This window comes from Streptomyces spinosus (genome assembly GCF_020400655.1).
Taxonomy (GTDB): domain Bacteria; phylum Actinomycetota; class Actinomycetes; order Streptomycetales; family Streptomycetaceae; genus Streptomyces; species Streptomyces argyrophylli.
In genome coordinates this window covers 793545-820450 of sequence record NZ_JAINRC010000001.1, presented here as the reverse complement: position 1 = coordinate 820450, position 26906 = coordinate 793545, and the positions used below count along the sequence as shown (strand labels likewise).

Here is a 26906-nt window from a genome sequence, read left to right as displayed (position 1 = left end):
GCGAAGGGACGTACATGCCCATGGGTCACACGACCACAGCCGAGGCAGGCTCCGGGGGCCTGACAGCGACCGAGCACCGCCTGGCCAACGGTCTGCGCGTGGTGCTCTCCGAGGACCACCTGACCCCGGTGGCGGCGGTCTGCCTCTGGTACGACGTCGGCTCCCGCCACGAAGTCAAGGGGCGTACCGGCCTGGCTCACCTTTTCGAGCACCTGATGTTCCAGGGCTCGGCGCAGGTGAAGGGCAACGGCCACTTCGAGCTGGTGCAGGGCGCCGGCGGCTCGCTGAACGGCACCACCAGCTTCGAGCGGACCAACTACTTCGAGACCATGCCCGCCCACCAGCTGGAGCTGGCGCTCTGGCTGGAGGCCGACCGCATGGGCTCGCTGCTGGCCGCCCTGGACGACGAGTCCATGGAGAACCAGCGGGACGTCGTCAAGAACGAGCGCCGCCAGCGCTACGACAACGTCCCGTACGGCACCGCCTTCGAGAAGCTGACCGCGCTCTCCTACCCGGAGGGCCACCCGTACCACCACACGCCGATCGGCTCGATGGCGGACCTGGACGCGGCCACCCTGGAGGACGCCCGCCAGTTCTTCCGCACCTACTACGCGCCGAACAACGCGGTGCTCTCCGTGGTCGGCGACATCGACCCCCAGCAGACCCTCGCCTGGATCGAGAAGTACTTCGGCTCGATCCCGTCCCACGACGGCAAGCCCGCGCCCCGCGACGGCTCCCTGCCGGACGTCATCGGCGAGCAGAAGCGCGAGGTCGTCGTGGAGGAGGTCCCGGCGCGCGCCCTGATGGCCGCCTACCGGCTCCCGCACGACGGCACGCGCGCGTGCGACGCGGCCGACCTCGCCCTGACCATCCTGGGCGGCGGCGAGTCCTCCCGCCTGTACAACCGGCTGGTGCGCCGTGACCGGACGGCCGTCGCGGCCGGCTTCGGCCTGCTGCGCCTGGCCGGCGCGCCCTCCATGGGGTGGCTGGACGTGAAGACCTCCGGTGACGTCGAGGTGCCGGTCATCGAGGCCGCCATCGACGAGGAGCTGGCGCGGTTCGCCGCGGAGGGCCCCACGCCCGAGGAGATGGAGCGCGCCCAGGCCCAGCTGGAGCGCGAGTGGCTGGACCGGCTCGGCACGGTCGCCGGCCGCGCCGACGAACTGTGCCGGTACGCGGTCTTGTTCGGCGACCCGCAGCTCGCCCTGACCGCCGTCAAGCGCGTCCTGGAGGTGAGCCCGCAGGAGGTCCAGGAGGTCGCCCAGGCCCGCCTGCGTCCCGACAACCGCGCGGTCCTCGTGTACGAGCCGAAGTCCCCGGAGACCGTCCCGGACGCCGGGGTCCCCGAGGACCCCGAGCAGGAAGCGACCGTAGAGGCCGGCCGCGACGAGACCGAGACCGAGGAGACGGCCAAGTGACCGAGCTCGCCACCATGGACTTCCACCCCCAGCCGCGGCCCGGCGAGGCCAAGCCGTGGGCGTTCCCGGCGCCCGAGCGTGGCACGCTGGACAACGGCCTGACCGTGCTGCGCTGCCACCGCCCGGGCCAGCAGGTCGTCGCCGTCGAGGTACTGCTGGACGCGCCGCTGGACGCCGAGCCGGCCGGCCTGGACGGCGTCGCCACGATCATGGCGCGGGCCTTCTCCGAGGGCACCGACAAGCACTCCGCCGAGGAGTTCGCCGCCGAGCTGGAGCGCGCGGGCGCCACCCTCGACGCGCACGCCGACCACCCCGGCGTCCGGCTCAGCCTGGAGGTCCCGGCCTCCCGCCTGGCCAAGGGTCTCGGCCTGCTCGCCGACGCCCTGCGCGCGCCCGCCTTCGCCGCGAGCGAGGTCGAGCGGCTGGTCCGCAACCGCCTGGACGAGATCCCGCACGAGCTGGCCAACCCCTCCCGCCGGGCCGCCAAGGAACTCTCCAAGGAGCTGTTCCCGGCGACCTCGCGCATGTCCCGTCCGCGCCAGGGCACCGAGGAGACGGTCGAGAAGATCGACGAGGCGGCCGTACGCGCCTTCTACGACCGTCATGTGCGGCCCGGCACGGCCACCGCGGTCGTCGTCGGCGACCTGACCGGCGTCGACCTGGACGCGTTGCTGGACGACACCCTGGGGGCGTGGACCGGCACTCCGGGCGAGCCCCGGCCGGTGCCGCCGGTGACCGCCGACGACACCGGGCGCGTGGTCATCGTGGACCGGCCCGGCGCGGTCCAGACCCAGCTGCTCATCGGCCGGATCGGGCCCGACCGGCACGACCGGGTGTGGCCCGCCCAGGTGCTCGGCACGTACTGCCTCGGCGGCACGCTCACCTCCCGCCTGGACCGCGTCCTGCGCGAGGAGAAGGGCTACACCTACGGCGTGCGCGCCTTCGGGCAGGTCCTGCGATCCGCGCCGGACGGCACGGGCGCGGCGATGCTCGCCATCAGCGGCTCCGTGGACACCCCCAACACCGGCCCGGCGCTGGACGACCTGTGGAAGGTGCTGCGCACGGTCGCGGCGGACGGCCTGACCGACGCCGAGCGGGACGTCGCCGTGCAGAACCTGGTCGGTGTGGCGCCGCTGAAGTACGAGACCGCGGCGGCCGTCGCGAGCACGCTGGCCGACCAGGTCGAGCAGCACCTGCCCGACGACTTCCAGGCGACGCTGTACCAGCAGTTGGCGGCCACGGGCACGGTGGAGGCCACCGCGGCCGTCGTGAACGCCTTCCCGGTGGACCGCCTGGTGACCGTCCTCGTCGGTGACGCGTCGCAGATCAAGGAGCCGGTCCAGGCGCTGGGCATCGGTGAAGTGACCGTGGTGGCGGCCGAGTAGACGGCACCGCGGCGGCCGGACGACGGCACGCGCGCGTGGGGCCCTGGTGACCTACGGGTCGTCAGGGCCCCACGTTGTTCCACTCGCTTCCTCAGATGCCCGTTTTGGGGCGGAGGTTGCGTGTCTGCCCTGTGGGATGCGCTACAAAAGCCGGGATGCGTTTGAGGATTGACAGTGCGCTTGCGTAGCTTCGTCCGGGCTGTTCGTCAGGCAGTGCGCCGCACCCGCGGCACCGGACAGTCATCGCCGAGTCCCCGTACGGCGCGAGCCAGGGGAGCCGGGGACCCACCGTCCCTGGGGTGAATCGGGCGTCCGCGCGTGTGCGAGGGGGCCCGTAGGAGACCTTCCTGCTCCGAACCCGTCAGCTAACCCGGTAGGCGAGAGGGAAGGAAAGGACCAGCCACTTCATGGCGTTCATGTGCGCCACCGGGAAGCACCGCAAGCCCGGCCGGGTCAAGCGGACCACCGCCCAGGCGGCCGGCGTCGCGGCCCTCACCACCACCGGCGTCATCGGCACCCTCGCCGCCTCCCCGGCGCTCGCCGCCGGGAACACCGCGGAGCAGACCGGCCTCACCCCGGTCGTCGCCGTGTCCGAGGGCGTCGCCGACGAGATCGACGCGCAGGCCGCCGCGCAGCAGCAGGCCGCCGAGCAGAGGGCGGCCGAGGCGGCCGCGGCCAAGGCGGCGGCCGAGCGGGCGCAGAGGATCCGCGCCGAGAAGGTCCGGGCCGCGCGTGAGGCCGAGCGCAAGCTGCTGAACACCTTCGTCGCCCCGATCGCGCACTCCTACGTCTCCACCGCCTACCAGGCGAGCAGCTCCCTGTGGAGCTCCGGCGCGCACACCGGGATCGACTTCCACGCGGCCAGCGGCACGGCCGTCCACGCGGTGGGCTCCGGCACGGTCGTCTCCGCGGGCTGGGGCGGCGCGTACGGCAACCAGGTCGTGATCCGCATGGCCGACGGCATGTACACCCAGTACGGCCACCTGTCGTCCATCGGGGTCACGGTGGGCCAGAAGGTCGTCCCCGGCCGGCAGATCGGCCTGTCCGGGGCGACGGGCCACGTCACGGGCCCGCACCTGCACTTCGAGGTGCGCACGACCCCCGAGTACGGCTCGGACGTCGACCCCGTCGCCTACCTCCGCAAGCACGGCGTGAACGTCTGACACCGACCGCACGGCTGTCCGAGGCCCCGGCTCACCGAGCCGGGGCTTTCGTCGTTTTTCCCGGTGTACGCCGGAGCGCTGACCAAAAAATAGCCATGGATTAGTGCCCGGCGTCGGAAATTCCGGCTCATTGGAATAGAGTCACGGAACACACGTCCATCGTCGACGTTTCACGGGGATTAAGGCGGAGGTCGGTCATGCGTATTCCGGCGCACTCGGTGTGCACGGCCATCCGGGACGACATCGTCGCGGGTGTCCACGAGCGCGGCAGCCGCCTCACCGAGGAAGTCCTGGCCCGCCGCTACGGCGTCTCGCGCGTCCCCGTGCGCGAGGCCCTGCGCACCCTGGAGGCCGAGGGCTTCGTGGTGACGCGCCGGCACGCGGGCGCGTGCGTGGCCGAGCCGACCGAGCAGGAGGCCGCCGACCTGCTGGAGATGCGGACGCTGCTGGAGCCGCTGGGCGCCGCCCGGGCCGCCCAGCGGCGCACGGAGGCCCATCTGAAGGTGCTGCGCGGTCTGGTCCGGCTGGGCCAGGAGCGGGCCCGCAGGGGCAGCAACGAGGACCTGCGCTCCTTGGGCGGCTGGTTCCACGAGACGCTCGCCCAGGCCTCCGGCAGCACCTCGCTGACCTCGGTGCTCACCCAGCTGCGGCACAAGATCGCGTGGATGTACACGGTGGAGGCACCGGTCAGCCCCGTCGAGTCCTGGACGGAGCACGGTGCCATCGTGGACGCGGTGGCCCGCGGCGACGCCGAGCGCGCGCGGGCGCTCACGACGCTGCACGCCGAGCGCGCGACGGGCGCGCACCGGCTGCGGTTCTCTCCCGCCGGGGAGCGCGTGAGGACTTCGCAACATGCCGTAAACATGTCGGGCCCGCGGCTTTAACAAGGGCACCGTATACAAAGAGATGTTGTTTTCGGGCGGGGTATTTCCTGCTGCCCGAATTCACCGTGCGAGAAATTCCGGGAGTCCGTCGCCCGGCGGCACGCGGTAAATCGAAGACGCATCGGGTCGGATGCGTCCGCATACGGCGAAGCCGCGCCGCCCCGGAAGGCGAACGCGGCTCCGGCGTTCTGTGCGGTGCTCGCTCAGACGGTCTCGGGCAGCTCGTCCAGGCCCTCGGAGACCAGCTTGGCCAGACGGTCCAGGGCGGCGTCGGCGCCCTCGGCGTCGGAGGCGAGGACGATCTCCTCGCCACCCTGGGCACCCAGGCCCAGGACGGCCAGCATGGAGGCCGCGTTGACGGGGTTGCCCCCCGCCTTGGCGATCGTCACCGGGACGCCTGTGGCCGTGGCGGCTCGGACGAAGATGGAAGCGGGGCGGGCGTGGAGGCCCTCGGCCCAGCCGACGTTGACGCGGCGCTCAGCCATGTGTTGCTGCCCTTCGGTGTTCAGGTTGTCTAGACCAGTTTCCCATATCGTGAAGCGTGTCCGGAGCGGACGCCCGTCCCCTCCGGTGTGGCACCGGACCGCGGCCTCGGTCCGGCGTCCCGTCCTCCACAGACTGCCTCGCGCCGTTGTCGGACGCGAGCCGTACTCTGGGGCCCATGCAGACCTCGGCGGGCCGGCAGGACCGGCACCAGTACCCCGCCCACTGGGAGGCGGACGTGGTGCTGCGCGACGGTGGCACCGCGCGCATCAGGCCCATCACCGTTGATGACGCCGACCGCCTGGTCAGTTTCTACGAGCAGGTCTCGGACGAGTCGAAGTACTACCGCTTCTTCGCGCCGTACCCACGGCTCTCCGCCAAGGACGTCCACCGCTTCACGCACCACGACTTTGTGGACCGGGTGGGACTCGCGGCCACCATCGGCGGCGAGTTCATCGCCACCGTACGCTATGACCGCATCGGCACCGACGGCATGCCCGCGTCCGCGCCCGCCGACGAGGCCGAGGTCGCCTTCCTGGTGCAGGACGCCCACCAGGGCCGTGGGGTCGCCTCCGCCCTGCTGGAGCACATCGCGGCCGTCGCGCGCGAGCGCGGCATCCGCCGCTTCGCCGCCGAGGTGCTGCCCGCCAACACCAAGATGATCAAGGTGTTCACGGACGCGGGCTACACCCAGAAGCGCAGCTTCGAGGACGGCGTCGTCCGCCTGGAGTTCGACCTCGAGCCCACGGACCGCTCCTTGGCCGTGCAGCGCGCGCGGGAGCAGCGCGCCGAGGCCCGCTCCGTACGGCGGCTCCTCGCGCCCGGCTCCGTCGCCGTCGTCGGCGTCGGCCGCGCCCCCGGCGGGGTGGGCCGCGACGTCCTCGGCAACCTCCGCGACGCCGGCTACCCCGGCCGGCTGCACGCCGTGAACAAGGCCTTCCCGGACGACCTCAAGGAGGTCGACGGGGTGCCCGCGCACCGCTCGGTGCGGGACATCGACGGACCCGTCGACCTGGCCGTCGTCGCCGTACCGGCCGCGCACGTGCCCGCCGTGGTCGCCGAGTGCGGGGAACACGGCGTCCAGGGGCTGGTCGTGCTCTCCGCCGGATACGCCGAGAGCGGGCCCGAGGGGCGCGAGCGGCAACGCGCCCTCGTGCGTGCCGCGCGCGCGTACGGCATGCGGATCATCGGCCCGAACGCCTTCGGCGTCATCAACACCGCCCCGGACGTCCGGCTGAACGCCTCGCTCGCCCCCGAGATGCCCCGCCCCGGCCCCATCGGACTGTTCGCCCAGTCCGGCGCCATCGGCATCGCCCTGCTCTCCCGGCTTCACCGGCGCGGCGGAGGGGTCACCGGCGTCACCGGCGTCTCCACCTTCGTGTCCGCCGGCAACCGCGCCGACGTCTCCGGCAACGACGTCCTGCAGTACTGGTACGACGACCCCGAGACCGACGTCGTCCTCATGTACCTGGAGTCGATCGGCAACCCCCGCAAGTTCACCCGCCTCGCCCGGCGGACGGCGGCGGCCAAACCGCTCGTGGTGGTGCAGGGGACCGGCACGGCACCACAGGGGCACGCGGTACGGGCCACCCGGCTGCCGTACGAGACCGTCTCCGCGCTCCTCAGGCAGGCCGGTGTGATCCGGGTCGACACGATCACCGAGCTGGTCGACGCGGGCCTGCTGCTCGCGCGGCAGCCGCTGCCCGCCGGACCGCGCGTGGCCATCCTCGGCAACTCCGAGTCGCTGGGCGTGCTGACCTACGACCGGTGTCTCGCCGAGGGACTGCGACCCGCGCGGCCGGTCGACCTGACGACCGGGGCGACGGCGGAGGACTTCCACCGGGCGCTCGCCGCCGCGCTGGCCGACGGCACGAACGACGCCGTCGTCGTCACGGCGATCCCCGCGATAGGCGAGAGCTCCCCCGGGGACGCGGAGCTGGCGGAGGCGCTGCGGTCCGCCGCGGCGGCGGTGCCGGGCAAGCCGGTGCTCGTGGTGCACGTGGAGCTGGGGGGACTGGCGGAAGCGTTGTCGGCGGCGGCGAGCACCGCGCCGGGAGCCGTCGAGAAGGCGCCCGGCACCGAGGGGGCGGCGGCCACCGCCCCGCTCACCACCCCGCCCGAGGGCACCCACCTCATCCCCGCCTACCCCGCCGCCGAACGTGCCGTCCGCGCCCTCGCCGAAGCCGTGAAGTACGCGCAGTGGCGGCGGGAGGCGGCCGATCCCGGGAAGGTGCCGGAGTACGACGACATCGACGAGAAGGGGGCCGCCCGGCTGATCGGCGAGCTGCTCGCGCGCGGGCAGGGGCTCACCATCTCCGACGCGGAGACCTGTGAGCTGCTCGCCAGGTACGGCATACCCGTGCGCCGGGCCCTGCCCGCGCTCACCGCGGACGCCGCCGTCGAGGCCGCCCGCGCGCTCGGCTACCCGGTCGCCCTCAAGGCCACCGCCCCGCACCTCAGGCACCGGGCCGACCTGGGCGGCGTCCGCCTCGACCTCGCGGACGAGGAGCAACTGCTGCGGGCGTACGCCGAATTGACCGAGCTGTTCGGGAAGCCCGAGGAACTGCGGCCGGTGGTGCAGGGCATGGCACCGCGCGGCGTCGACACGGTCGTACGGGCCGTGATCGACCCGGCGGCCGGGGCCGTGCTGTCCTTCGGCCTGGCCGGGGCCGCCTCGCAGCTGCTCGGCGACATGGCCCACCGGCTCATCCCCGTCACCGACCGGGAGGCGACCTCGCTGGTGCGGTCGATCCGGACGGCACCGCTGCTGTTCGGCTGGCGCGGCTCCACCCCGGTGGACACCCCGGCCCTGGAGGAACTGCTGCTGCGGGTGTCGCGGCTGGTCGACGACCACCCGGAGGTGGTCGCTGTCACCCTGGAGCCGGTCGTCGTCGCCCCCCACGGGGCCAGCGTGCTCGGCGCCACCGTACGGCTCGCCCCGCCGCCCGCCCGTGACGACCTCGGCCCGCGCACCCTGCCGGCCTACTGAGCCGGGCGGGGGTCACATGGAGACCGCCGCGCGGAAGCCGCCGCCGGGACGGGAAGGTCGTCGCCCGCGACCCAGGGCGGCGGCCGGGGCTCGTGCCGAGGCCCCCGCGCGCGGACGCAGGGGCCTTCCCCCCGTCCGCGCGGCCCCTGCTCGTCGCGCTCCCAGGGGTCCGTCTTCCGTCCGCCGACGCCCGAGGTGACGGCGCGTGTCGCGAGCCGTCCTGGGGTCGACGCGCCCCTGACCGTCGTGTTCGAAGCGGACGCCAGGGGCCGGGAGGGCGTGTCCTGCCCGGTGGCCGGCGGAGCGCCGGGGCTCGTGCCGAGGCCCCCGCGCGCGGACGCAGGGGCCGCCACCGGTCCGCGCGACTGGCCCTGACCCCCCTTGCCCACGGATTAGGATGGACGCCATGGCCAAGACCAGTACGACGACCCAGGGGCTGCGCGCGGCGATCGAGCGCAGCGGCTACTACCCGGCCCTCGTGGCCGAGGCGGTGGAGGCCGCTGTGGGCGGCGAGCCCATCCGGTCGTACCTGGTCCACCAGGAGACCACGTTCGACCAGAACGAGGTGCGCCGGCACGTCACCGTGCTGGTCCTGACCGGCAACCGCTTCATCGTCAGCCACACCGACGAGCAGGCCGCCGACAGCACGTCCCCGACGCCGTACGCCACCACCTCCACCGAGTCCGTGAAGCTCGACCGGATCTCCTCGGTCGTGGTCAGCCGGGTCGTCGCGAACCCCGAGCAGTACACGCCGGGCACCCTGCCCCGCGAGGTCGTGCTGACCATCGGCTGGGGCGCGGTCAGCCGCATCGACCTGGAGCCCGCCGCCTGCGGCGACCCCAACTGCGACGCCGACCACGGCTACACGGGCAGCTCCACGGCGGACGACCTCAGCCTGCGCGTCAGCGAGGCCGGGGACGGCCCGGAGACGGTGCGCCAGGCGCTCGCCTTCGCGCAGGCCATCTCGGAGGCGACCGCGGACGTCACGCGCTGATGTCCCAGCTCTCCGCCTGGGACCACCCGGAACCCCTCGCCCTCGACACCGCGCCGCTGCCGGAGTACGGCAGCGGCTCCCTCGCCGACCTGCTGCCCACCCTGGCCGCCGGCATGGGCGTGCCCGGGCTGACCGCCACGATCGGGGAACTGACCCCCGCCGACCGGGTCTGCGTCTTCCTGGTCGACGGCCTCGGCTGGGAGCAGCTGAAGGCCCACCCGGACGAGGCCCCGTTCCTGACCTCCCTGCTCGGCAGCTCACGCGGCGGCACCGGCCGCCCGCTCACCGCCGGCTACCCGGCGACCACCGCGACCTCCCTCGCCTCCGTCGGCACCGGCCTGCCGCCCGGCGCCCACGGCCTGCCCGGCTACGCCGTGCGCAACCCGGACACCGGCGCGCTGATGAACCAGCTCCGCTGGCAGCCGTACACCGAACCGCGCCCCTGGCAGCCGTACCCCACCGTCTTCGAGCTCGCCCACCAGGCCGGGGTGCACGCCGCCCAGGTGTCCTCGCCCGCCTTCCAGCACACCCCCCTCACCAAGGTGGCGCTCAGCGGCGGCAGCTTCCATGGACGGCTCACCGGCGAGGAGCGCATGGACCTCGCGGCCGGGCAACTGGCCGCCGCGGACCGCGCGCTGGTGTACACGTACTACGCCGAACTGGACGGCTCCGGACACCGCTACGGCATCGCCTCCGACACCTGGCGCGGCCAGCTGATGTACGTCGACCGGCTCGTCCAGCGCCTCGCGGAGCAACTGCCGCCGCGCAGCGCCCTCTACGTCACCGCCGACCACGGCATGGTCGACATCCCGTTCGACGAGCGGCACCGCATCGACTTCGACGAGGACTGGGAACTGCGTGCCGGGGTCGCCCTGCTGGGCGGCGAGGGCCGGGCCCGGCACGTGTACGCGGTGCCGGGCGCCGAGAACGACGTGCTGACGGTGTGGCGCGAGGTGCTGGGGGAGCAGTTCTGGGTGGCCTCCAGGGACGAGGCCATCGCGGCGGGCTGGTTCGGGCCGCCCGGCGAGTGCGACGAGCGCGTGTACCCGCGGATCGGGGATGTGGTCGCCGCCGCGCACGACGACGTCCTGATCATCGCGTCCGAACGGGAGCCCAAGGAGTCGGCGCTGGTCGGCAACCACGGCTCGATGACCCCTGCCGAGCAGCTGGTCCCGCTGCTCGAAGTACGCTCCTGAACCGTCCCCCGCCCCCGTCTTCCGCGACTCGCCGAAAGGTGCTCAACTCCTCATGCCCGAGCTGGTGTTCTTCTCCGGAACGATGGACTGCGGGAAGTCGACGCTGGCTCTGCAGATCGAGCACAACCGCTCCGCGCGCGGCCTGGCCGGCATGATCTTCACCCGGGACGACCGGGCCGGGGAGGGCAAGCTGTCCTCCCGGCTGGGCCTGGTCACCGACGCGGTGGAGGTCGAGGACCGCCAGGACCTGTACGCCTATCTGGTGGACCACCTCTCGCGGGGCGGCCGGGCCGACTACGTGATCGCGGACGAGGCGCAGTTCCTCGCCCCCGAGCAGATCGACCAGCTCGCGCGCGTGGTCGACGATCTCGGCCTGGACGTGTTCGCCTTCGGCATCACCACCGACTTCCGCTCCAAGCTGTTCCCCGGCTCCCAGCGGCTCGTGGAGCTGGCCGACCGGATCGAGGTGCTCCAGGTGGAGGCGTTGTGCTGGTGCGGCGCCCGGGCCACGCACAACGCCCGCACGATAGACGGCGAGATGGTGGTCGAGGGCGCCCAGGTGGTCGTCGGGGACGTCAACCAGTCGGCGGGCCAGGTCGGCTACGAGGTGCTGTGCCGGCGCCACCACCGGCGCCGGATGACCGCGGCGACGGCCCGCGCGGCGGCCCTGTCCCCGGACGTGCTGCCCGTGCCGTCCTCCGGAACCCCCTGACTGCCCGTCCCGTCCTCCGGAACCCCCTGCTCAGCGCGGCTCCTGGACCACCGAGAACTCGGCGCCCTCCGGGTCCGCCACCGTCGCCAGCCGCCCGTGCGGGCCGTCGTGGGCCGGCTGGAGGATCCGGCCGCCGAGGCCGGTGACCTGCCGTAGCGTTTCGGCGAGGTCGGCGACCTCGAAGTACGTCTGCCAGTACGGCCCGCGGTCCCGGGGCAGCAGGTGACCCACGCCGTGCAGCCCCGCCACCGGACGGCCGTCGAGGCGCAGGGTCAGGTAGTCGTAGTCGGCGGAGAGCACCGGCTCCTCCTCGTAGCCGAACACGCTCCTGTAGAACTTGGCGACGCTTTCCGTCTCCAGGGTGACCAGTTCGTTCCAGACGGGCGTGCCGGGGACGCCGGTGACCGGCGTGCCGAGGTGCACGGAGCCCTGCCAGATCCCGAACACCGCCCCGGAGGGGTCGGAGGCGATGGCCATCCGTCCGGCCTCGGCCGCGTCCAGCGGCCCGACGGCCAGCGTGCCGCCGCACAGCCGTACGGTGTCCGCGGTGCGGTCCACGTCGTCCGAGGCGAAGTACGGCGTCCAGGCGACCGGCAGCCGGCGGTCCGGCGGCAACTGACCCATGCCGGCGACCTCGCGCCCGTCCAGCAGCGCCCGCACATAGGGCCCGAGCTGTTGCGGGCCCGGCAGGAACTCCCAGCCGAACAGCTCACCGTAGAACTCCTCGGTGGCGTCCAGCGCGTGCACCATCAGGCTCACCCAGCAGGGTGTGCCGGGCACGCGCCGCGCGTGCGGACCGGCCGGCTCCCGTGCCTCGGTCATCGATCACTCTCTCCCCGGCCCCTCGTGGTGGCCGTGTCGCTTCCGCTCCCCGGAAGGGTGTCCGCGCTGGTGGCGCGTACGCCCGTGCCGGTGCCCGCATCCTCCGGGGTGCCGCGGGGCCGTACCGCGCCGCTCGGCCGTACGTCCGGGAGGATGCCCGATCTGCCGTCTTTCGCCGTTTCCTGACGATGGCCGGCGGGTGTCCGTCGGCGGTACAGCACGTGCTCGACCACCTACGTGCTGTGATCGAGCCTGTCCGGCCGAGCAGAGTAGCGGGACCTGGACGCCGCGGCCACCCCTGGCGTAAGGATGGACGCCATGACAGCCATCATCACCGCATCCGAACTCGCACACGAGCTGACCGCCGGCGACCCGCCGGTGCTGCTGGACGTGCGCTGGCAGCTGAGCACGGCGAAGGCGGGCGCGCCGCCCTTCGACGGGCGGGCCGAGTACGCGGCCGGTCACCTCCCCGGCGCGGTCTTCGTCGACCTGGACCGTGAGCTGGCCGCCGCGCCCGGCGCGCACGGCCGGCACCCGCTGCCCGATCTGGCGGAGTTCGGTGCCGCGATGCGTCGCGCGGGCGTGTCGGCGCGCCGGCCGGTCGTGGTGTACGACGGCGGACAGGGCTGGGCCGCCGCGCGCGCGTGGTGGCTGCTGCGCTGGACGGGTCACCCGGACGTGCGGGTCCTCGACGGAGGGTTGCCGTCCTGGGAGGGCGAGCTGTCCACCGCGGTGCCTGCCCCGGCCGAGGGCGACTTCGAGCCGGTGCCGGGCGCGCCGGGGCTGCTGGACGCGGACGGGGCCGCGGCCCTCGCCCGCACGGGTGTGCTGCTGGACGCCCGCGCGGGGGAGCGGTACCGCGGCGAGGTGGAGCCGATCGACCGGGTCGGCGGGCACATTCCGGGCGCGGTGTCGGCGCCGACGGCGGAGAACGTGGGCCCGGACGGCCGTTTCCTGCCCGCGGCGGAGCTGAGGGACCGCTTCAAGGCCCTGGGGGTGTCCGAGGACACCGAGGTGGGCGTGTACTGCGGTTCGGGCGTCTCCGCCGCCCATGAGGTCCTCGCGCTGGCAGTGGCGGGCATTCCGGCGGCCCTGTACGTCGGTTCCTGGTCCGAGTGGTCCGCGGACCCGTCCCGGCCGGTGGCGGTGGGCGCGGACCCGCAGTAACCGGACAGCCGGTGAGAGGGGGCACGCGCGCGCGTGCCCCCTCTCACCGGTACGGCAGTCCTACTCCTGCTTCTTGCGGCGCGTGCCAAACACGATCTCGTCCCAGCTCGGCACGGCGGCGCGGCGGCCGGGGCGGACGCCGTCGGCCTCGGCCTGGCGGTCGGTCGCGCCGATGAGCCGGTCGCGGTGGCTGCCGACGGAGCGCGGCATCAGGACGTCCGCGTAGGCGGAGCCGGCGGACGCGGCGGGTGCCGGCGGCTCCTCGGCGGCGGGCTCCTCCTCGGTGTCCTCCGAGGGCTCCGACGGGAGTTCCGGGACGACCAGGTCCCCCCGGAAGCTCGGCACGGCCTCCAGCAGGCTGGTCAGCGAGTCGCGTTCGCCCGTGCTCTCCTCGGCGGGCTCCGACGCCTGCGCGGGCAGGCTGGGCCGCTCCCGGTCGCTCCGTTCGAGAGCACGGTCCATGGTGCGCTCGCGGGGCAGCCGGGCGATCCTCGGGACGAACGGGAAGCTCGGCTCCGGCACGGCGAGGTCGTCGGACTCGCCGATCAGTGAGCGCGCCTCGTCGTCCACGGCCTGGACGAGCCGCCGGGGCGGGTCGTACGTCCAGCTCGCCGAGTGCGGTTCACCCGCGACCCGGTAGACGAGGAGCACCTCCCAGGTGCCGTCGTCGCGGCGCCAGGAGTCCCACTGCACGGTGTCCTTCTCGGCACCGCGCAGCAACAGCCGCTCCTGTACGGCCTCGCCGAGCAGCGGGCCGGAGTTCTCGCCGGGGCGGCGGACCGGGGTCTTGCGGGCCCGCTCGGCCATGAAGGCGCGCTCGGCCAGCACCGGACCCTCGAAGCGCCGTACCCGGTCGACGGGGATGCCGGCGAGCTGCGCGACCTCTTCCGCCGTGGCACCGGCCCGTATCCGCGCCTGGATGTCGCGCGGGCGCAGATGGCTCTCGACCTCGATCTCGATCTGGCCGAGGCGTGGCCGGTCGCCGCGGACGGCGGCGCGCAGCCGCTCGTCGATCGGAAGCGTGTACTCCGTAGAGTCGGCAGCCTTCAGCACCAGCCGTGTGCCGTCATTCGAGACGGCCACGACACGCAGTTCGGGCATGGGGACCTCCCGGGTGGTGCCTGCCGACGTCACGTGCGTCGCTGCTTCCGCTAGTCGAGTGTGGCCTGCCCGGGTGCAGCCTGCCACAACCTTGCCGAGTTGCCCGGCGTGTCGGGCACGGGCCCGGAACCGCCGTTATGGCACGGTTACCTGTTCGCAACGCTAAGTGACCAACTCCGTCACCCTGTGCAACTAGCCCCCTCCCGGCGATCCTGCAAGGCCGCGGGCACCCTGGTGGGAGACCGGACCCAGGGCTCGCAACAGTACTCCATTCGGACCACGTGCGTGGATTGGCGCGCCGCCCAACTTCTGGCAAGGGGCGCGACTTGGCCGTCCGCAACCGGTTTTGTGGATCATGAACGTGGCGAACTTCACGCAATCGCCAGAAACGGAACTAATGGTTTCGTTCGTACGTCCCTTTCTCGTGTGGTCGGCCGGTCAATGTCGGCAACTGCGGCAAGTGCTCCATGAGGTGTGGGAAAGGCAGGCAAGTTCCGGGTATGCGTGAGACGCCCGATACGGGTCGGAAGCGGATCGACCTGAACGTCCCCCAGGTCGCGGGCAGCGCTCTCGCGGCGGTGGTGGCGGCCAAACTGGCTTCGTACTTCGGGGTGTACGGCACGATCCTCGGCGCCGGCGTCGTCAGCGTCGTCGCCACCTGCGGCGGATCGGTCTTCCAGCACTTCTTCAAGCGGACCGGGGAGCAGCTCCGGGAGAAGACCGCCGTGGCGGCCCGGCCGCTGGAGGAACGGGGGGCGCCGGCACGGGGGCGGCGGACGTCCCTGCCGCCGGGCGAGTTCACCGAGGGCACCGTCTACCGCGCGCGGGCCAGGGGCCGCCGCCGGCCGCTGGTCGCCGCCGCCCTGGTCTTCGGGGTCACGCTGGCCGGCATCACGACGTACGAGCTGGTCTCCGGGAACAGCTTCAGCGGCGGTACGGGCACGACGGTCAGCGACGCCGTCACCGGCCGGGGCTCCTCCGGTGCCGCGCCCGACCGGACGCCGGCCCCCTCGCGCACCACCTCCCCGGAGCACACCCCGTCCACCGGGGACGGCACGGGCCACGGCACGTCCCCGGCGCCCGGCGACTCACCCGGCGGCCGGCCGACCGGGCAGCCGGACACCGAGGGGAGCGGGGAACCGGGCGGCGACCCGGCGACTCCGGTCCCCACGCCCAGCGCCCCCAGCGCGTCCGCCACGACGCCTACGCCCCCAGAACCCTCCGCAGATAGTCGTTCTGGAACAGCCGGTCCGGGTCCAGACGGTCCCGCAACGCCGTGAACTCGCCGAAGCGCGGATACACCCGGGAGAAGTACTCCGCGTCCCGCGTGTGCACCTTGCCCCAGTGCGGACGCCCCTCGTGCGCGGTGAAGATCCGCTCGGCGGCCGTGAAGTACGCCTGGTACGGCGTGCCCCGGAACATGTGGACGGCGATGTAGGCGCTGTCCCGGCCGGAGGCGGTGGACAGGGTGATGTCGTCGGCCGGGGCGGTGCGCACCTCGACCGGGAAGCTGACGCGCAGCCCGGAGCGGTCGACCATGGCCTTCAGTTCGCGCAGCGTCTCCACCAGGGCCGCGCGCGGGACGGCGTACTCCATCTCCACGAAGCGCACCCGGCGCGGTGAGGTGTAGACCCTGTACGGGATGTCCGTGTACGTCCGCGCGGACAGGGCCCTGCTGGAGACCTGCGCGATCGCCGGAACGGTCGCCGGGACCGCGCGCCCGACCCACTGGGCCACCTGGAAGACGCCGTTGGAGAGGAACTCGTCCTCGAACCAGCCCGCGAGGCGGCCCACCGGCTGCTCGGGGCCGGCGCTGCGGTTGTTCCGCTTGGTGTTGGTGTTGCCGGTGTGCGGGAACCAGTAGAACTCGAAGTGCTCGTTCTCGGTCCACAGCTGGTCGAACTCGGCGAGGACCCGCTCGAAGGACATGGGTTCCTCGCGCGCGGTGAGCAGGAAGAGCGGCTCCACGGCGAAGGTGACCGCGGTGATGACGCCCAGGGCGCCGAGGCCGATCCGGGCCGCCGCGAAGACCTCCGGGTTCTCCTTCCCGGAACAGGTGAGCACCGAGCCGTCGGCCGTGACCAGTTCCAGCGCCTTGATCTGGGCGGCGATGGAGCCCGACGTGCGGCCGGTGCCGTGGGTGCCCGTGCTGGTGGCCCCCGACACGGTCTGCTCCATGATGTCGCCCATGTTGGTGAGCGAGAGACCCTCGCGCGCGAGGGCGGCGTTGAGTCTCTTGAGCGGGGTACCCGCTTCCACCGTGACCGTCATGGACGCCCGGTCGATGGTGCGTATACCGGTCAACAGTTGAGGGCGTATCAACACACCGTCCGTGGCGGCGATCGAGGTGAAGGAGTGTCCGGTGCCGACCGCCTTCACCCTCAGGCCGTCCTCCCGGGCCCGGCGCACCGCACCGGCCAGCTCCTCCACGGAGGCCGGCGTGACCTGCCGGGCGGGCCGGGCGGAGACATTGCCGCCCCAGTTACGCCAGGTGCCGTTCTTCCCGCTCGCTGTGCTGCTCAACGGTGCCTCCCCGACCCGCGGCCGGCCTGCGCAGCCGGCGGTACCCGAGGAAACCGACCGTGACCGCGACGGCCCCGGACACGGCCGGAACCCCGTACCCGGCCCGTGCCCCGGCCGCGTCGATCACCCAGCCGGCCACGGAGGAGCCGGCCGCGACGCCGACGGCGAGGCCGGTACTCACCCAGGTCATGCCCTCGGTGAGCTGCGCGCGCGGTACGTGCTCTTCGATGAGGGACATCGTCGTGATCATCGTCGGTGCGATGGACAGCCCCGCAACGAACAGCGCCACGGCCAGAAGCGGCAGGTTTCCGACCAGTAGGAGGGGGATCATACTCACGGCCATCGCCGCCACGCCCAGCAACCAGCGTCGCTCGGGCGCACCGCTGAGGCGCAGCAGGCCGAAGACCACGCCCGCGACGCACGAACCGGCCGCGTACAGCGCCAGGACCAGGCTCGCGGCGCCCTTGTGGCCGCGCTCTTCGGCGAAGGCGACGGTGACCACGTCCACGGCTCCGAAGATCGCGCCGGTCGCCGCGAAGGTCGCCACCAGCACCTGGAGCCCCGGTGCGCGCAGGGCGCTGCCGCCGCCCCGCCGCGCGCGCGGGTGCGGTTCCGGCTCGGTGGCGCGCTGGGAGGTCAGCCACAGGACGCCGGCCAGCAGGAAGCAGGCGGCGAGCAGCGGGCCCGCCTCCGGGAACCAGGCCGTGGACAGGCCGATGGAGATGATCGGCCCGAAGATGAAGCACACCTCGTCGACGACCGACTCGAACGAGTAGGCGGTGTGCAGCTTCGGAGTGCCCCGGTACAGCGCCGCCCAGCGGGCCCGGATCATCGCGCCCAGGCTCGGCACCGAGCCGATCCCGGCCGCGCAGACGAACAGCACCCAGTCCGGCCACCGGAAGTGAGCGGCGAGCAGCAGCCCGGCCGCAGCGAGCAGGGCCACCAGGGTCGCGGGGCGCAGCACCCGGCGCTGCCCGTGCCGGTCCACCAGCCGGGAGATCTGCGGGCCGATCGCCGCGGCGGACAGCGCGAGGGTGGCCGACAGGGCGCCCGCGAGGCCGTAGCGCCCGGTGAGCTGGGAGACCATCGTGACGACGCCGATGCCCATCATCGACAACGGCATCCGCCCGATGAATCCCGCGGCGGAGAAGGCCTTGGTGCCGGGCTCGGCGAACAGGGCTCTGTAGGGGCTGGGCACGGGGTCTCCGAAGCGGCTCGGTAAGGCGCGAACGCGGCTCATACAGCTTACGAGTTAGGGCAACCTAATCGCACCTGATATGACAACCGGAGAAATCGCCCCGGATCGGCCGGAGTCCGACCCTTCCCCCCGCTGTTTTCCCGCTGTCAGTGCCGGGTGGGAGGATCGACCCATGCCAGACGCGCTCGATCCCACCCCCTACGACGCCCTGCTCCTGCTCTCCTTCGGTGGTCCCGAAGGCCCGGACGACGTGGTCCCGTTCCTGGAGAACGTCACGCGCGGGCGCGGTATCCCCAAGGAACGTCTCAAGGAGGTCGGGCAGCACTACTTCCTGTTCGGCGGGGTCAGCCCCATCAACGCCCAGAACCGCGCCCTGCTGGACGCCCTGCGCAAGGACTTCGCCGGCCACGGCCTGGACCTGCCGGTCTACTGGGGCAACCGCAACTGGGCGCCGTACCTGACGGACACCCTGCGCGAGATGGTCGCCGACGGCCGTCGCCGCATCCTGGTCCTCGCCACCAGCGCCTACGCCTCCTACTCGGGCTGCCGCCAGTACCGGGAGAACCTCGCCGACGCGCTCGCCGCCCTGGAGGCCGAGGGCCTTCAGCTGCCGAGGATCGACAAGCTGCGGCATTACTTCAACCACCCCGGCTTCGTCGAGCCCATGATCGACGGCGTGCTGCGCTCCCTCGCCGACCTCCCCGAGGACGTCCGCGCGGGTGCCCACATCGCCTTCACCACCCACTCCATCCCGACCTCCGCCGCCGACAGCTCCGGCCCCGTCGAGGCCCACGGCGAGGGCGGCGCCTACGTCGAGCAGCACCTGGACGTGGCCCGGCTGATCGCCGACGCCGTCCGCGAGCGCACCGGAATCGACCACCCCTGGCGGCTCGTCTACCAGTCCCGCTCCGGCGCCCCGCACATCCCCTGGCTGGAGCCGGACATCTGCGACCACCTGGAGGAGCGGCACGCCGCCGGTGTCCCGGCCGTCGTCATGGCCCCCATCGGCTTCGTCTCCGACCACATGGAGGTCCTCTACGACCTCGACACCGAGGCGACGGCCAAGGCCGGGGAGCTGGGCCTGCCGGTGCGCCGCTCGGCCACCGTGGGCGCCGACCCGCGGTTCGCCGCGGCGGTCCGCGAGCTGATCGTGGAGCGCGCCGCCGTGGAACGCGGCCAGGAGACCGCCCCCTGCGCCCTGGGCGCACTCGGCCCCAGCCACCACCTCTGCCCGGTCGGCTGCTGCCCGGCCCGCGCCCCGCGCCCCGCCGCCGCGGGCGCCGACAGCCCCTACGCGTGAGGAGACCCGTGACCGACGCCCTGCACCGGGACCTGCTCGAACTGGCCCAGGAGGCCGCCCGCCGCGCCGGCGCGCTGCTGCGCGACGGCCGCCCCGCCGACCTGGCCGTGGCGAAGACCAAGTCCAGCCCCATCGACGTCGTCACCGAGATGGACATCGCGGCGGAGAAGCTGATCACCGATCTGATCTCCGGGCAGCGCCCCGACGACGGCTTCCTCGGCGAGGAGGGAGCCTCCGTCGAGGGCACGAGCGGCATCCGCTGGGTGATCGACCCGCTGGACGGCACCGTCAACTACCTGTACGGCCTGCCGACCTGGGCGGTGTCCATCGCCGCCGAGCAGGACGGCGAGACCGTCGTCGGGGTGGTCGCCGCTCCGATGCGCGGCGAGACGTACCACGCGGTGCGCGGCGGCGGCGCGTGGGCCACGGGCGCGTGGCAGGGCGAGCGGGCGCTCGCCTGCCGGCCCGCGCCCCCACTGGACCAGGCCCTGGTCTCCACCGGCTTCAACTACGTCACCGAGGTCCGCGCCCACCAGGCCGGGATCGCCGCCCGGCTGATCCCCGTCCTGCGGGACATCCGGCGCGGCGGTTCGGCGGCGATCGACCTGTGCGACGTGGCCTGCGGCCGGCTCGACGGGTACTACGAGCGGGGGCTCAACGCGTGGGACTTCGCGGCGGGGGACCTGATCGCCCGGGAGGCCGGCGCGCTGACCGGTGGACGCCCCGGTGAGCGGCCGTCGCGGGAGCTGACCGTGGCCGGGTCACCGGGGGTCTTCGAGCCCCTCCAGCGGCTGCTGGAGGAGCTCGGCGCCTGGCACGACTGAACCGGGTCGGCGGGCAAGCGAAAAGGACCCCGGCGCTGGATTCGCCGGGGTCCTTTTCGCTTGCCCTGCCGGGCCGTTCAGACGCGTGACGCGCCGACCTCCACACCGTGTTCGGCGGCGAGGCGTCGCAGGTCTTCGAGCTCGGCCTGCTCCACCTCGGCGAGGAAGTCGTCGCCCTCGTCACGAGCCCGAGACAGGTCGGACTCGGTCGCCCTTATGCGCTGCAGAAGTCCTGCGGTGAAAGCGTCCATGCTGCGCCCCCTCGTCCAGGGTCGTGGGTCGGTGGCACGGGGGTGTGCCGTTCAGAAGGGGCGATCACGTCTCTCGCGGGTGCCCAGCGCTGCCCGGGCTGGGCGGCGACGGTGCCGGACACCCGCGCCCGCTCTGCGAAGCGGAGGCCGAAGTACCGCATGGTGCTGCGGCACATGCAGAGCGTGATCGCGGGGTGTAAAGCCGTCCTCCCCCCGCTCCCCTCTGGAGAAACCTCAACCGCAGGAGAAATTCTCGTATTCCCGCCCCCGGCCTTCCCTTCCCGCGGTCCGGACACCGCCTTACAGCCGACTTATGGCCGAAAAGGGCAGGATGGGGGTCACATCCACGGACACCCCTGCCCGCACGCGCCCGCGGCGCGTCCTCGCGGGTGGACACAGGAAGGACAAGCGACGTGCGCGTACTCGTCGTCGAGGACGAGCAGCTGCTCGCCGATGCGGTGGCCACCGGACTGCGCCGGGAGGCCATGGCCGTCGACGTCGTGTACGACGGTGCGGCCGCCCTGGAGCGCATCGGCGTCAACGACTACGACGTGGTCGTCCTCGACCGCGACCTCCCGCTCGTCCACGGCGACGACGTCTGCCGCAAGATCGTCGAGCTGGGCATGGCCACGCGCGTGCTCATGCTCACCGCCTCCGGCGACGTCAGCGACCGCGTCGAGGGCCTGGAGATCGGCGCCGACGACTACCTGCCCAAGCCGTTCGCGTTCAGCGAGCTGATCGCGCGCGTCCGCGCCCTCGGCCGCCGGACCAGCGTGCCGCTGCCGCCGGTCCTGGAGCGCGCCGGCATCAAGCTCGACCCCAACCGCCGTGAGGTCTTCCGCGACGGCAAGGAGGTCCAGCTCGCGCCCAAGGAGTTCGCGGTGCTGGAGGTGCTGATGCGCAGCGAGGGCGCGGTCGTCTCGGCGGAGCAGCTGCTGGAGAAGGCCTGGGACGAGAACACCGACCCCTTCACCAACGTGGTGCGCGTGACGGTGATGACCCTGCGCCGCAAGCTGGGCGAGCCGCCCGTCATCGTCACCGTCCCCGGCTCCGGCTACCGGATCTGATCCCCGTGGCCACGACACCCGCACCGCCCCAGGCGCCCCCGAAGCCCACCTGGGACCCCAGGAGGCCGCAGCCGCCCTTCCCGTGGCTGCGCCCCACCATCCGCATACGGCTGACGCTGCTCTACGGCGGCATGTTCCTGATCGCCGGCATCCTGCTGCTGTCGATCATCTATCTGCTGGCCGCACAGGCGATCAGCACCGGCAACCAGCCGTTGTTCAAGATCGTCAGCGGTTCGGCGATCAAGGTCACCAGTGACAACTGCCCCGCGGTCACCGCGATCAACTCCGGGCCGGTGCCGCTGTCGGACTTCAACGAGGCCATCGCCCACTGCGTGGACCAGCAGCGCCAGGCGGCGCTGGACAACCTGCTCAGCCGCTCCCTGCTGGCGCTCCTGGGCCTCGCCGTGATCGCCTTCGCGTTCGGCTACGCGATGGCGGGCCGTGTGCTCTCCCCGCTCGGCCGGATCACCCGTACCGCCCGCCAGGTCGCCGGCTCGGACCTCTCCCGCCGGATCGAGCTGGACGGCCCGGACGACGAGCTGAAGGAGCTGGCCGACACCTTCGACGACATGCTGGAGCGGCTGGAGCGGGCCTTCACCGCCCAGCAGCGCTTCGTCGGCAACGCCTCGCACGAACTGCGCACCCCCCTCGCGATCAACCGCACGCTCCTCGAGGTGCACCTGTCGGACCCGAACGCGCCGGTGGAACTCCAGCAGCTCGGCAAGACCCTGCTCGCCACCAACGAGCGCAGCGAACAGCTGGTCGAGGGGCTGCTGCTGCTCGCCCGCAGTGACAACCAGATCGTCGAGCGCAAACCGGTCGACCTGGCCGAGGTCGCCACGCAGGCCGTCGACCAGGTGCACGCCGAGGCCGATGCCAAGGGCGTGAAGATCCGCGGCGAGCGCAAGCCCGCCGTGGTCCAGGGCAACGGCGTGCTGCTGGAACGGATCGCGCTGAACCTCGTCCAGAACGCCGTGCGGTACAACGTGCCGGAGGACGGCTGGGTGGAGGTGGACACCGAGATCGAGCACGGGCAGGCCGTGCTGACCGTCACGAACACCGGGCCGGTCGTGCCGGCGTACGAGATCGACAATCTCTTCGAGCCCTTCCGGCGGTTGCGTACCGAGCGGACGGGCAGTGACAAGGGTGTGGGTCTCGGCCTGTCCATCGCCCGGTCCGTGGCCCGCGCGCACGGCGGTCACATCCTGGCCCGGCCGCGGGAGGGCGGTGGTCTGGTGATGCGTGTCACCCTGCCGTTGTGATCAGGGACGACACACGCGGGCATTGTTCGCTTCGCGCGGAATTTTTCGACCGCCGTACATGGTTCTTCCTGTGTGATCGATCACATGGGCGGATTTCCGGCCATGTACGCACAGTGATCATAACAGAAGGTGGAAAGCCGGGAAAGTCCGGGTTTTCAGGGCTCTTGATCACGGGAAGTACACGGTGAGGCGCCTTTGAGGTGCGGCATTCGAACCGTGTACGGTCCTCACCGCCATCCAAGCCGATCACTCTTGAGGGGTCGGGTTGGGTGTCGATTGAGTAACAGACCTTGATGTGAGGCAAAATCTCCGCCTCAGGTCGGGCACAAGTCCGGCCTCTCACGCGTTACGTGCGCTGGAGACACCGCAGACACCCAGAGGGGGAGAGCGACTATGGCAACCGATTACGACACTCCACGCAAGACCGACGACGACGTCGACTCGGACAGCCTTGAAGAGCTGAAGGCCCGGCGGAACGACAAGTCCACCTCGGCGGTGGACGTCGACGAGTTCGAGGCCGCCGAGGGCCTCGAACTGCCCGGCGCCGACCTCTCGAACGAGGAGCTGGCCGTCCGGGTGCTGCCGAAGCAGCAGGACGAGTTCACCTGCTCGAGCTGCTTCCTGGTGCACCACCGCAGCCAGCTGGCCAGGGAGAAGAACGGCCAGCCGATCTGCCGCGACTGCGACTGAGGACGGGTCGGCCGTGTCTGGCTCGACCCCTCCCCGGAAGCGCCGCTTCCCCCTGCGGAAAGCGGACCAAGGGCCGATCGGCGGCCCGCACGGCGCGCGTGACGGCGAGCGGGGCTCACCCGTGGCGGGAGCCCCGCTCGAACCGCGAGCCGGCCGGGAGGACTCGCCCGCGCCGGCGCAGCACCCCGCACCCGTCGCCCGGCGGCGGGCGGCGGTCGTCCGCGACAAGGCCCGGGATCTGACCCGGGAAGGCGCCCGTAAGGGCGGCAGCCGGGCTCGCGCGGGCCTGGCGTACCTCGCGGACCGGATCATCGAGATCGCCCCGCGCATCCCCGTACGCGACCTCGCGACCCTGCGCGGGCAGTTCCCCGGCCTCGGACCCGAGGAACTGGCCGACAAACTGGTGGCGGGCGCGGCGGCCGGCACCTCGACGGTGGGAGCCGGGATCGGGGCCGCGGCCATGCTGCCGGTGCCGCCGGCCATGCCTACCGAACTGGCCGCGGAGATCACCGGGGTCGCGGCGATCGAGCTGAAGCTCATCGCCGAACTGCACGAGGTCTACGGGGTACGCCCGCCCGGGAACCTCAGGACCCGCTCCGCCGCGTATCTGTCCTCCTGGTCGGGGGAGCGCGGGATCGACGTGCTGAAGCCGTCGACGTACGACACCGCCATGGGCGGCCAGATGAAGCGCCGCATGCGCCAGCAGATCATGAAGCGGGTGGTCCGCGACCTGCCCAACCTGATGCCGTTCATGGTCGGGGCCGCGGTCGGGGCGGTCATGAACCGCCGGGACACCAAGAGACTGGCGGCCCGCATCCGGGCCGACCTCCGCAAGATCCAGGTGCCCTGGGACGAACTGCCGGAACTGCCGCCGCTGGAGGAGCCGGCGCAACCGCTGAGACTGCGCGAGCTGCCCGACGGCCCCTAGGCCCCGTCGTCGGCGCCGGACCCCGCTCCTGATCCGGCCTCAACCGATCGGAAGACCCTAGGCGTGTGCCTTGCGTGCCGCCTCGATCGCCGCGGCCAGCTTCTCCGGCTCCCGCGTCGACAGATACAGGTACGGCGTCGGGTCCTCAGGGTCGGTGACCTCCACGCGCAGCGCCGTCGGGATGTAGGCGCGCAGCAGCAGGAACGCGCGGGTGTCGGCCTTGTACGTCCGCCAGGCGCGGGCCTCCTCCGCGTCCAGGATCTGCGCCTCGCCCAGTGCCGCCACCGGGATCTTCGCCTCGCCCGCGATCAGGGAGTCGCCGACGACCCGGATGCGGGGAGAGCCGTAGGCGCTGGCCACCACCGCTGCCGCGGCCGTGCCGCCGACCAGTCCGCCGAGCAGCGGCAGCGTGCCGAAGGGCAGCAGTATCAGGGCGAACGAGACCCCCACCAGGAAGCTGATCAGCCACCACGAGCGGGGGGCGGTGAGGCGTTCTTCGTACGGGGTGGCGGAGAGCTGCATGCAGCCAAGCTTGGCACGGGATCCGCACGGCGCCGGAGCCGGGGCGTCCGGCGCGCAGCGCTGTCGTACGGGGCGGTGGTGGGCGACGGGCGGGCGGGTAAGGTCTGCGGCTGTGAGTGGTAGTTCCGCAGCTCTTCAGCCCCCTGCCGACGCGGTGAAACCGGTACGGCACCCCGACGCGCCCGCGCCCGGGGAACTCCTCGGCGCCCACTACGAACACTGTTTCGGGTGCGGTCCCGGACAGCCGCACGGACTGCACCTGGAGGCCCGGGCCGGCGAGGGCGTCTCGCTGACCGCCGAGTTCACCGTGCAGCCCGCCCACCAGGGCGCCCCGGGGCTCGCGCACGGCGGAGTGCTCGCCACGGCCCTGGACGAGACCCTCGGCTCGCTGAACTGGCTGCTGCGCACCATCGCCGTCACCGGACGGCTGGAGACCGACTTCCTGCGGCCCGTGCCCGTCGGCACCACGCTGTACCTGGAGGCCGAGGTCACCGCCGTCGCCGGGCGGAAGATCTACTGCACGGCCACCGGGCGCCTCGGCGGCCCCGGCGGACCGCTCGCCGTGCGCGCCGACGCCCTCTTCGTCGAGGTCAAGGTCGACCACTTCGTCGACCACGGCCGCCAGGAGGAGATCCAGGCCGTCATGAGCGACCCGGACCAGATCCGGCGCACCCGCGCCTTCGAGGTGAACCCGTGAGCCGAGACCCGCTGAACGTCCTGATCCGGCGCATCGACGCGGACGTACCGCTTCCGGCGTACGAGCACCCCGGGGACGCCGGAGCCGATCTGCGCACCACCGAGGCGTGCGAACTGGCGCCCGGAGAACGGGCCGTCCTGCCCACGGGTGTGTCGATCGCCCTGCCCGAGGGGTACGCGGCCTTCGTGCATCCGCGTTCCGGTCTCGCCGCCCGCTGCGGTGTCGCTCTCGTGAATGCCCCGGGGACGGTTGATGCCGGGTACCGTGGGGAGATCAAGGTGATCGTGGTGAATCTCGACCCGCGCGAGAGCGTGCGGTTCGAGCGCTTCGACCGGATTGCCCAACTGGTCGTCCAGCAGGTCGAGAGGGTCCGCTTCCAGGAGGTCGCGGAGCTTCCCGGCTCGGCGCGGGCCGAAGGGGGCTTCGGGTCCACCGGTGGCCATGCCGCGGTGGGCGGCGAGGGCGGCACAAGCGGTCAGGCCGCCGAGGGCGGTCCGACGGGTGGGAATCGATACGCTTCGGTCGTATCCGACCGGGAAGGACAGTGACGTGTTCGGACGTCGCAAGAAGAAGGGTGCCGCCGAGGACGCGGCCGGCGAGGCCGAGCAGGTCGTCGACAGCGTCGACACCGAGGCGGACGAAGCAGAGGCCGAGCGCGAGCGCGTCCGGCTGGAGCCCGGACCCCGGCCCGACGGGCCGTGGGACAGCAGCGAGGTGCGCGACCCGGCCGAGGGCCGCGTGGACCTCGGCGGTCTGTTCGTACCGGGCGTCGACGGCATGGAGCTGCGGGTCGAGGTCGCCGGGGACGCCATCGTCGCCGCGACCGTCGTGCTGCGCGACAGCGCCGTCCAGCTCCAGGCGTTCGCCGCGCCCAAGCGCGAGGGCATCTGGGGCGAGGTCCGCGAGGAGATCGCGTCCGGCATCACCCAGCAGGGTGGCATCGTCGACGAGGTCGAGGGCCCGCTCGGGTGGGAGCTGCGCGCCCAGGTTCCGGTGCAGCTGCCCGACGGCACCGGCGGCTTCCAGGTCGTCCGGTTCGTCGGCGTGGACGGCCCGCGGTGGTTCCTGCGCGGGGTGATCTCCGGCCAGGGCGCGGTGCAGCCGCAGGCGGCCGGGCTGCTGGAGCAGATCTTCCGGGACACCGTCGTGGTCCGCGGCGAGGGCCCGATGGCCCCGCGCGACCCGATCGTCCTCAAGCTGCCCAACGACGCGCAGATGGTTCCCGAGGGGGTCCAGCAGGAGGAGGGCTCGCGGTTCTCCGGGGGGATGGGGCAGTTGCAGCGGGGTCCCGAGATCACGGAAGTCCGCTAGGCGCTCCACAGGGTTCAGC

The 26906-nt window shown here is 72.6% G+C and carries 26 protein-coding genes and 1 riboswitch; of the genes, 19 read left to right on the top strand and 7 right to left on the bottom strand.

The genetic code is table 11. The annotated features are described in order from the left end of the window. Nucleotides 1-14: 14 nt before the first annotated feature. The 4 genes from LG395_RS03385 to LG395_RS03370 all read left to right on the top strand — a co-directional run bounded on the left by LG395_RS03385 (nt 15) and on the right by LG395_RS03370 (nt 4850). The gene (locus LG395_RS03385) at nt 15-1418 is read left to right on the top strand and encodes a M16 family metallopeptidase (RefSeq protein ID WP_171152176.1); all 1404 of its coding nucleotides are present in this window, start codon (nt 15-17) and stop codon (nt 1416-1418) included. Continuing rightward, on the top strand, nt 1415-2803 hold the full coding sequence (locus tag LG395_RS03380; protein WP_225808376.1) for a M16 family metallopeptidase: 1389 nt from the start codon (nt 1415-1417) through the stop codon (nt 2801-2803). Before LG395_RS03385 ends, LG395_RS03380 begins: the two co-directional genes overlap by 4 nt. A 234-nt stretch (nt 2804-3037) precedes the next feature. Further along, nucleotides 3038-3198, top strand: a riboswitch (cyclic di-AMP (ydaO/yuaA leader). Between the two features lie 12 nt (nt 3199-3210). Continuing rightward, on the top strand, nt 3211-3966 hold the full coding sequence (locus LG395_RS03375; RefSeq protein ID WP_171152173.1) for a M23 family metallopeptidase: 756 nt from the start codon (nt 3211-3213) through the stop codon (nt 3964-3966). A gap of 197 nt (nt 3967-4163) precedes the next feature. Then, the gene (locus tag LG395_RS03370; RefSeq protein WP_171152170.1) at nt 4164-4850 is read left to right on the top strand and encodes a GntR family transcriptional regulator; all 687 of its coding nucleotides are present in this window, start codon (nt 4164-4166) and stop codon (nt 4848-4850) included. A gap of 203 nt (nt 4851-5053) precedes the next feature. On the opposite strand, the gene LG395_RS03365 is transcribed toward LG395_RS03370, so the two are convergent. Beyond that, a complete protein-coding gene (locus tag LG395_RS03365) occupies nt 5054-5335 on the bottom strand; it encodes an HPr family phosphocarrier protein (RefSeq protein WP_171152168.1) in 282 nt (93 codons plus the stop codon). 176 nt (nt 5336-5511) lie between these two features. Here LG395_RS03365 and LG395_RS03360 point away from each other — a divergent pair, with 176 nt between their 5' ends. From LG395_RS03360 to LG395_RS03345, 4 genes are all read left to right on the top strand, one after another. Then, a complete protein-coding gene (locus LG395_RS03360) occupies nt 5512-8322 on the top strand; it encodes a bifunctional acetate--CoA ligase family protein/GNAT family N-acetyltransferase (protein ID WP_225808375.1) in 2811 nt (936 codons plus the stop codon). Between the two features lie 397 nt (nt 8323-8719). Beyond that, nucleotides 8720-9316, top strand: a complete 597-nt coding sequence (locus LG395_RS03355; RefSeq protein ID WP_014675503.1) for a DUF5998 family protein — start codon at nt 8720-8722, stop codon at nt 9314-9316. Then, entirely contained in the window at nt 9316-10512 is a 1197-nt protein-coding gene (locus LG395_RS03350; RefSeq protein ID WP_171152164.1) for an alkaline phosphatase family protein, read from the top strand. Before LG395_RS03355 ends, LG395_RS03350 begins: the two co-directional genes overlap by 1 nt. Before the next feature lie 52 nt (nt 10513-10564). Next, nucleotides 10565-11224 carry a thymidine kinase gene (locus LG395_RS03345; protein ID WP_171152162.1) on the top strand — a complete coding sequence of 220 codons (660 nt, stop codon included), beginning with the start codon at nt 10565-10567 and terminating at the stop codon, nt 11222-11224. A 30-nt stretch (nt 11225-11254) separates the two neighbouring features. On the opposite strand, the gene LG395_RS03340 is transcribed toward LG395_RS03345, so the two are convergent. Beyond that, nucleotides 11255-12046, bottom strand: a complete 792-nt coding sequence (locus tag LG395_RS03340; RefSeq protein ID WP_225808374.1) for a VOC family protein — start codon at nt 12044-12046, stop codon at nt 11255-11257. Nucleotides 12047-12364: 318 nt separating this feature from the next. Between LG395_RS03340 and LG395_RS03335 the strand changes: the two genes are divergently transcribed. Continuing rightward, on the top strand, nt 12365-13213 hold the full coding sequence (locus LG395_RS03335; RefSeq protein WP_225808373.1) for a sulfurtransferase: 849 nt from the start codon (nt 12365-12367) through the stop codon (nt 13211-13213). 60 nt (nt 13214-13273) lie between these two features. Here LG395_RS03335 and sepH read toward each other — a convergent pair whose 3' ends face one another. Beyond that, nucleotides 13274-14314, bottom strand: a complete 1041-nt coding sequence (gene sepH / locus LG395_RS03330) for a septation protein SepH (protein WP_225808372.1) — start codon at nt 14312-14314, stop codon at nt 13274-13276. 500 nt (nt 14315-14814) lie between these two features. On the opposite strand from sepH, the gene LG395_RS03325 reads away from it, so the two are divergent. Further along, complete coding sequence (locus LG395_RS03325; protein ID WP_225808371.1) at nt 14815-15594, top strand: hypothetical protein; 780 nt, start codon at nt 14815-14817, stop codon at nt 15592-15594. On the opposite strand, the gene LG395_RS03320 is transcribed toward LG395_RS03325, so the two are convergent. Together LG395_RS03320 and LG395_RS03315 are read right to left on the bottom strand one after the other, a co-directional pair. Beyond that, the gene (locus LG395_RS03320) at nt 15518-16837 is read right to left on the bottom strand and encodes a D-arabinono-1,4-lactone oxidase (RefSeq protein ID WP_225808370.1); all 1320 of its coding nucleotides are present in this window, start codon (nt 16835-16837) and stop codon (nt 15518-15520) included. The genes LG395_RS03325 and LG395_RS03320 overlap by 77 nt on opposite strands. Beyond that, nucleotides 16797-18035 carry an MFS transporter gene (locus tag LG395_RS03315; protein WP_225808369.1) on the bottom strand — a complete coding sequence of 413 codons (1239 nt, stop codon included), beginning with the start codon at nt 18033-18035 and terminating at the stop codon, nt 16797-16799. Before LG395_RS03315 ends, LG395_RS03320 begins: the two co-directional genes overlap by 41 nt. Before the next feature lie 172 nt (nt 18036-18207). Here LG395_RS03315 and LG395_RS03310 point away from each other — a divergent pair, with 172 nt between their 5' ends. Next, nucleotides 18208-19335, top strand: coding sequence for a ferrochelatase (locus tag LG395_RS03310; protein ID WP_225808368.1), 1128 nt, complete (start codon nt 18208-18210; stop codon nt 19333-19335). A gap of 8 nt (nt 19336-19343) precedes the next feature. Beyond that, nucleotides 19344-20159, top strand: coding sequence for an inositol monophosphatase family protein (locus LG395_RS03305; protein ID WP_171152147.1), 816 nt, complete (start codon nt 19344-19346; stop codon nt 20157-20159). A gap of 77 nt (nt 20160-20236) precedes the next feature. Here the strand turns inward: LG395_RS03305 and LG395_RS03300 are convergent, their stop codons facing one another. Next, complete coding sequence (locus tag LG395_RS03300; RefSeq protein ID WP_171152145.1) at nt 20237-20410, bottom strand: hypothetical protein; 174 nt, start codon at nt 20408-20410, stop codon at nt 20237-20239. Between the two features lie 413 nt (nt 20411-20823). Between LG395_RS03300 and LG395_RS03295 the strand changes: the two genes are divergently transcribed. The 4 genes from LG395_RS03295 (at nt 20824) to LG395_RS03280 (ending at nt 24357) form a co-directional block, all read left to right on the top strand. Next, on the top strand, nt 20824-21477 hold the full coding sequence (locus tag LG395_RS03295; protein ID WP_130438183.1) for a response regulator transcription factor: 654 nt from the start codon (nt 20824-20826) through the stop codon (nt 21475-21477). 5 nt (nt 21478-21482) lie between these two features. Further along, nucleotides 21483-22739: a sensor histidine kinase gene (locus LG395_RS03290; protein ID WP_225808367.1), complete on the top strand. Its 1257-nt coding sequence runs from the start codon at nt 21483-21485 to the stop codon at nt 22737-22739. Nucleotides 22740-23132: 393 nt separating this feature from the next. Further along, nucleotides 23133-23429: a DUF4193 domain-containing protein gene (locus LG395_RS03285; RefSeq protein ID WP_171152140.1), complete on the top strand. Its 297-nt coding sequence runs from the start codon at nt 23133-23135 to the stop codon at nt 23427-23429. Nucleotides 23430-23442: 13 nt separating this feature from the next. Further along, nucleotides 23443-24357 (top strand): hypothetical protein, encoded by a 915-nt coding sequence (locus LG395_RS03280; protein WP_225808366.1) that lies wholly within the window; start codon nt 23443-23445, stop codon nt 24355-24357. Between the two features lie 57 nt (nt 24358-24414). Here the strand turns inward: LG395_RS03280 and LG395_RS03275 are convergent, their stop codons facing one another. Continuing rightward, complete coding sequence (locus LG395_RS03275) at nt 24415-24879, bottom strand: DUF3093 domain-containing protein (RefSeq protein WP_171152137.1); 465 nt, start codon at nt 24877-24879, stop codon at nt 24415-24417. Between the two features lie 112 nt (nt 24880-24991). On the opposite strand from LG395_RS03275, the gene LG395_RS03270 reads away from it, so the two are divergent. The 3 genes from LG395_RS03270 to LG395_RS03260 are packed head-to-tail and all read left to right on the top strand — an operon-like array spanning nt 24992 to nt 26887. Then, nucleotides 24992-25576 carry a PaaI family thioesterase gene (locus LG395_RS03270; RefSeq protein WP_225808365.1) on the top strand — a complete coding sequence of 195 codons (585 nt, stop codon included), beginning with the start codon at nt 24992-24994 and terminating at the stop codon, nt 25574-25576. Next, nucleotides 25573-26124 carry a dUTP diphosphatase gene (gene dut, locus LG395_RS03265; RefSeq protein ID WP_171152133.1) on the top strand — a complete coding sequence of 184 codons (552 nt, stop codon included), beginning with the start codon at nt 25573-25575 and terminating at the stop codon, nt 26122-26124. Before LG395_RS03270 ends, dut begins: the two co-directional genes overlap by 4 nt. 1 nt (nt 26125) lies before the next feature. Then, nucleotides 26126-26887 carry a DUF3710 domain-containing protein gene (locus LG395_RS03260; RefSeq protein ID WP_171152131.1) on the top strand — a complete coding sequence of 254 codons (762 nt, stop codon included), beginning with the start codon at nt 26126-26128 and terminating at the stop codon, nt 26885-26887. Nucleotides 26888-26906 lie beyond the last annotated feature (19 nt).